Here is a 5736-nt window from a genome sequence, read left to right as displayed (position 1 = left end):
CAGCTGTAGACATCGGCCAGGGCGTGGGTGGTCTTGATCAGGCGGCCGAGCTTGTCGTGGGTGTACCAGGTGGGTGCGCCCAGGGCGTCGATGCGGCGCACTTCGTCGCCGAAGGCGTCGTAGGCATGCTGCACGACGCCGCCGTCGGCATGCAGCTCGCGCACCAGCTGGCCGGCGGCGTCCCACTCCTGGCCGTTGGTGTGGCCGTTGGCGTCGGTGACGGCCGAGACGCTGGAGCAGGTGGGCATCCTCACCGGCACGGACAGGCCGCCGGCGACCGCCATCGTGGACAGGGGCTACAAGGGCATAAAGCTCGAAGGTGTCCGCATCCTGATGTCAGGCCAGAAGCGCGGGATCACCCGGACGCTGCAGGCCATGATCAAACGGCGCAGCGCCATTGAGCCGACCATCGGGCACATGAAGATGGACGGTCGCTTCGCTCGCAACCCGCTCAAGGGCGCGCTGGGCGACGCGCTGCACGCGGTGATGTGCGGCGCCGGGCACAACCTGCGCCTGATCCTGGCCGCGTTGCGGCTTTATTGCGCCCGCATCGGGCTGTCCGTGCAGGCGGTTGTCGCCGCGTTGATCGCTCATTCGCGCAACAACCGCGCTGCCTGCGGCTGAGAACGGAATTGTTCAGGGCGGACTCCGTACCATTCAGGATCCGTTGCCACTCGTCCTGAGCCTGTACGACATGAGCTTTGCTCAACGCATCATTGCCCTGCGCCGCGAACGCGGCCTGACCCAGCAAGGGTTCGCCGACGCTACCGGCATCCATGTCCAGCAGATCAAGCGCTATGAGGCAGACACCTCCCAGCCTTCGGCCGATGCGCTCAAGAAGATCGCCAAGTGCTTTGGGGTGACCACCGACTGGCTGCTGTTCGACGAAGCCGAGCGCGGACCCGATAACGACCTGCGTTTGCAGTTCGAGGCCATGCGGCAACTCTCCAACGAAGAGAAGGCCGTCGCCCGCGAAGTGCTCGAAGGACTCATCCTCAAGCACGCTGCCAGGCAGTGGGGTGGCGGCGCAGGAGGTGCCCAAGGTAAAGGCAAGGAGAGCGGCAAATGACCGCCGCCAAGAAGACAGCGGCCACTGTCGATGTGGCCGTGGCCTTGCCACGCATTGAGAGCCGCATCGTTGTCGTGCGTGGCCACAAGGTGCTGATTGACGCCGACCTGGCCGACCTCTACGGCGTGCCCACCAAGGCATTCAACCAGGCCATCAAACGCAACGCCGAGCGCTTCCCCGGTGACTTCATGTTTCAGCTCACCGCCGCCGAGAAGGTCGAGGTGGTCACAAACTGTGACCACCTCCAGAAGCTGAAGTTTTCCGAGGCACTGCCATATGCCTTCACGGAGTACGGCGCCATCCAAGCGGCCAACGTGCTGAACTCGCCGCGTGCCGTGGAGATGGGCCTGTATGTCTTGCGCGCCTTCGTGCGGCTAAAGGATGCAGCCACCTCGCATGCCGAACTGGCCAGGCGCCTGGCCGACCTCGAAGACAAGACCGAAGCGCTGGCCATCAATCACGATGTTTTTAGCCGCAACACCAAGGCCCAGCTCAAGCAGGTCTTCGATGCCCTGCGTGAACTCATGACACCGCCTGATCCTCCCAAGCGGCCCATCGGGTTTGTGCCCCCACAGGAGAAGTAAAGGATGGCAAAGCTAGAAATCTACGTCAGCACAGACATTGAATCTGACGGCCCCATTCCGGGGCCTTATTCAATGCTGAGCTTTGGGTCAGCCGCCTACCTTGCGGACAAGACTTTGGTGGGAACGTTCTCTGCAAATCTCAAAAAACTTCCTGGCGCCACCGGGCACCCTGACACCATGGCATGGTGGGAGAATAATCCAACTGCATGGGAGGCATGCCGTAAGGATTGCTTGCCGCCAGAGAAGGCAATGGCCGATTACGTTGCTTGGTTAAAAAAATTGCCGGGCAAGCCAGTCTTCGTGGCATACCCGGCAGGTTTCGACTTCATGTTTGTCTATTGGTATCTGATTCGCTTCACTGGCGAGAGCCCATTTTCACACTCAGCCTTGGACATGAAGACCTTGGCCATGGCTTTGCTCAAGACAGATTACCGCGAAGCAACCAAACGGAATATGCCAAAAGAATGGTTCGACCCATTGCCTCATAACCATATCGCGCTTGATGATGCAATTGAACAGGGGGCTTTGTTTTGCAACATGCTTTCGCAGTCCTCCAAAAGCTAGTCAACTATGCGCATGTCCTTCTTGCCAAAGCTCTCAATCCGCGCAATATCCACCCCTAAAGGTGGCAGTAAATTTTTAACCAGCGCAGCCATTTGCTCTATCACCTCATCGCCCCCCTCTGTTTCAAAAGAGAGCCAGTAGGGCAGATCGTCAAATCCCACTTCATCTGACAACGCTGCCGTCAACTGCCCTCCATTGACTTGCCCAATAAAATATTTGTCATCCAAATAATTACTGCTAACACGTTCGGCGCCGTCCATTACGCCTAGCGCCTCAAAGACTCGCTGAACAAATTCAGCAAGATCTGTCGACTGCGCATCCGCGCACAAGAAATTGACTATTTTCATACGCATCACTTAAATAGAATTGCCGCCTCGTTAGGGACGGTTCCAGGCACAAATGCGCCGGGAGTGACATCACGGCCCAATGTGTTCGACCAAGTCCTAGACCAATCCTGGAGCGCAGGATAGTCGGGAAGGATTTTCTTCGGTATCACAAAGCCAGGAATGTTTTTCGACGTGCGATAGTTCTCAGTCAGCTTTGCACTTTCAACGAAGAAATCAATATCGCTTTGAGGGCCAAAGGTCGTGCCCTTTCTTGGGCTATGCCCCAAAACTGAACTGCCTCGCACTCCCACAACGGCATCATCAATGCCGCTATTTCGGAGCGCGCCTTGGAGCTCCTGGGCCGCTTGAAAAAACTGCGTTTCAGATTCAAATCCGAGTGGCACGGTGCGGGTTGAGCCGTTAATTGCGACTCCTCTTCCACTGATTGCAACAGAGGCTCGCCCCGCACTAGTGGCGGCCGCGAGTCCGCCCGCCTTCGCCAGCATAGCCTCCTGCGGTATCAGCGCCGTCATGCCTGCCTGGCCCATCGCCTCCATCACGTGCAAGGGCGCTTTCCAAGCCTCGCCGTTCTGGATCGCCTCTCGCGCCCGTCGCATGCTCTGCGCCCCGGTCAGGCTATCAACCAGCGATCGCGTGCCAAGGCCCAGACCGTACGCCGCCGATGCGGCAGGCTGGCTGCTTTGGGAGCCGTGCTCCAGCACGGTCCAGCTTTGCTGACTCCAGCCCATGCTCAGTGCATCCCAAGCGGATACGGGTGGTGGGTAGTTGGCACGGCTGCCCTGGGGCATCCCGCTGACCACTGCGCGTGCCGCAGATTCGGCAGCGTTGCCTCCTGCCGATGATGCATACGCCATTGAGGACTGCGCATTGGCGAACGGCTGATCGCCCATCCCCGCCGCTATCGCGTCTGCCGAGAAGAATGGCTCAGTCGGCTGGTAGCCGGGACCTGTGATGGTTTGAAAGGCACCAACATCCCCCGCACCGCTCGCGTACTGGAGTGAACTCGACAGTTCTCCGGTGCCGGCAACTCTGCCTGCCGCACCGCTTGCGCCACCCATCCCGTTGAGCTTGTTGAGGTAAGTCTGCGCCGCCGCGATGTCGCTGTCCAAGCTGGTTGGGCTCACACTCAATCGGTCCGACGCGGCTGCCTGTCCACTCCACATGAGCCTGTCGCCGGCGGCGGGGCCGCCCGATGGGTCGACCATCGGCAAGTTGACGGTGAACGGCGCATCCGAAACCACGCGGTTTTGAATCGGATCACGTGCCCAGTTGTCCGCAACCAGCATGCGTGGTTGATTCCCGTACGTTTCAGCTCTGTCCCCTATCAGCCAGCGTGCATCCGCATCGCTCATCGTGGACTGCCACATGCTCGGGCTTCTCGACGCCACTGCCCCCAGCGACTGCTCCCAGAACTGATCGCGCAGCCTCTCTTCCTGCGAGACGTAAGTGCCTTCGCTGCTGTGGGCCGCTGCAAGACTGTCCCCGATCACATTGCCGAACGCGTCGGCCGCGATATTCGAGGCGCTGAGCTTGCCACCCCTTGCCGCATTGCCCACGATGCTGCCGCCCAGGCCCGACACCAGGCTTCTGCCCAGGTCGAAGTCCGTGATGGCACCAGCCGGCGCGGTCAGCCCAGCCACTTGACCCGGGGCGTAGCCCATCGCATCGTTCAAGCCCTGCGCGACGCCGCCGCTCAGCGCACTGGCTGCCACCCCCTTCCAGTCGAAGCTCTTCTGCAGCCCTGTGGCCACCGCGATGCCTTGGGTCACCGTGCTGCGCACTGCACCGCCCAGCGCCCCTCGCACGAATGCATTGCCCGAGCTGGGCATGAGGCCAGCCGCGCCCAGCCCGGCCGTGACGCCAGCACCCACGGCGCCCAGGGCCACGCCCTTCCAGTTGATGCTGTCCTGAGCACCGATGGCCACGCCGACCGTCTGGCTGGCCAATGAGCCAACTGCGCCGCCAACCACGGCTGCGGCTGCGCCCAGGGCGCCATAGCCTCCTCCCACAGCAGTTACGCCCGTTGCCAGCGTGCCCCCGATGGTCGCCGAAGCTGTTGCAGTGCCCGCTGTGCCCACCGCTCCCCACGCACCCGCCGCCGCCCCCGCGGTGTAGATGGTCACCACGATCGCCACCACGACCATGATGATCTGCCCGACACCTCCGCATCCACCCCCATCACCCTGGGGCATCGCCGTCATCGTGGGGCTGGTGTCCCCAATGATCCGGCTCGGGTCGTAGGGCCTGAACGTGCCGCTGTTGTTCGCGTTGCTCACGGCCTGCGGAATGCGCAGCACCTGCCCGAGCTTGAGGTCGGCGTTGCCGCCGAGCCCATTGGCGTCCGCGATCCGGTACCACAGGCTCTCGTCGCCGTAGACGCTGCGGGCGATGCCCTGCAGGGTGTCGCCCCGGGCCACCGACCAGGTGCTCGGTGCGGTGTTGGTGTTCGCACTGCTCAAGGGCTGCGTCCCCAGCCGGATGTCCGTCTTCTGGGTAAAGGGCGTGTACCCCGGTACCGGAAACGTCCAGCCCTCGTAGCGCTCGTCGGGCACCCAGCCGTAGCGGCCCAGCACCTCGCCGTTGACCACCACCTGGCGCTGGCCCTGCTGCGGATTGGCGCTGTCCCCGTAGAAGCCGAACAGCGCCGTGCCATTGGCGTCATTCACGAAGCTGTGGTCGCGCGTGTTGAAGCCACCTGTGTTGCCCGTATGGCTCAGGTGGCCGTTGACGTCATAGTCCTGGTAGAGATCGCCAGAAGCGCTCGCGCTCTGTGTGCTGTTCTTGACCTGCTGGTAGCCTTCCGCCCGCACATAGCTCAGGCTGGTGGTACTGCTGCCGAAGCTCTGGGCCGAGAAGTCCGCCGTGGCGGCCGTGTAGCCCCTGAGGTTGCCCTCGCCGTCGTAGTCGGTGTAGCTGACGTCGCTCTTGACGTTGTGCGGCATGCCGTTGACGGAGCTGTATTCGCTGGTGCTCTGGTACGCCAGTTCTCCATTGGCACCGTAGGTGTTGGTGCGGTACTGCAGGCTGCTGCCGGTGGCCGCCCGGTAGTTCAGGGCGTAGCCGCTGTCCGCAAACGCCCGCTCGCTGCCGCTCCTGAGCACCCGCCCGGCCGCGTCGTACTGGCGCTGGTCCACCACTTCGTTGTCTCGACTGCTGACCGTCAGCCGCCCCA

The 5736-nt window shown here is 62.2% G+C and carries 6 protein-coding genes and 1 pseudogene; 4 read left to right on the top strand and 3 right to left on the bottom strand.

Features of this window, described 5'->3' with window-relative positions; translation table 11 throughout:
* On the bottom strand, positions 1-248 hold a 248-nt coding region (locus ACT54X_RS28720), incomplete at its 3' end, for an RHS repeat domain-containing protein (protein WP_476350040.1).
* Here ACT54X_RS28720 and ACT54X_RS28715 point away from each other — a divergent pair.
* From ACT54X_RS28715 to ACT54X_RS28700, 4 genes and pseudogenes are all read left to right on the top strand, one after another.
* Positions 223-624: pseudogene (locus ACT54X_RS28715) on the top strand (IS5/IS1182 family transposase); the annotation flags it as partial. The gene ACT54X_RS28720 and the pseudogene ACT54X_RS28715 sit on opposite strands and share 26 nt — an antisense overlap.
* Positions 625-694: 70 nt before the next feature.
* Positions 695-1069: a helix-turn-helix domain-containing protein gene (locus tag ACT54X_RS28710; RefSeq protein ID WP_476350038.1), complete on the top strand. Its 375-nt coding sequence runs from the start codon at positions 695-697 to the stop codon at positions 1067-1069.
* Complete coding sequence (locus ACT54X_RS28705) at positions 1066-1653, top strand: ORF6N domain-containing protein (protein ID WP_476350036.1); 588 nt, start codon at positions 1066-1068, stop codon at positions 1651-1653. The genes ACT54X_RS28710 and ACT54X_RS28705 overlap by 4 nt, the downstream gene beginning before the upstream one ends.
* 3 nt (positions 1654-1656) lie before the next feature.
* Positions 1657-2217, top strand: a complete 561-nt coding sequence (locus ACT54X_RS28700) for an exonuclease (protein ID WP_476350034.1) — start codon at positions 1657-1659, stop codon at positions 2215-2217.
* On the opposite strand, the gene ACT54X_RS28695 is transcribed toward ACT54X_RS28700, so the two are convergent.
* Both ACT54X_RS28695 and ACT54X_RS28690 read right to left on the bottom strand, forming a co-directional pair.
* Entirely contained in the window at positions 2214-2564 is a 351-nt protein-coding gene (locus tag ACT54X_RS28695) for a hypothetical protein (RefSeq protein ID WP_476350032.1), read from the bottom strand. The two genes, ACT54X_RS28700 and ACT54X_RS28695, sit on opposite strands and share 4 nt — an antisense overlap.
* 5 nt (positions 2565-2569) lie before the next feature.
* Positions 2570-5698, bottom strand: coding sequence for a LysM peptidoglycan-binding domain-containing protein (locus tag ACT54X_RS28690; RefSeq protein ID WP_476350030.1), 3129 nt, complete (start codon positions 5696-5698; stop codon positions 2570-2572).
* Positions 5699-5736 lie beyond the last annotated feature (38 nt).

The organism is Pseudacidovorax sp. DMC4 (assembly GCF_056314265.1).
The sequence above is the reverse complement of the archived record's forward strand: the minus strand, read 5'-3'. Positions and strand labels throughout refer to the sequence as shown.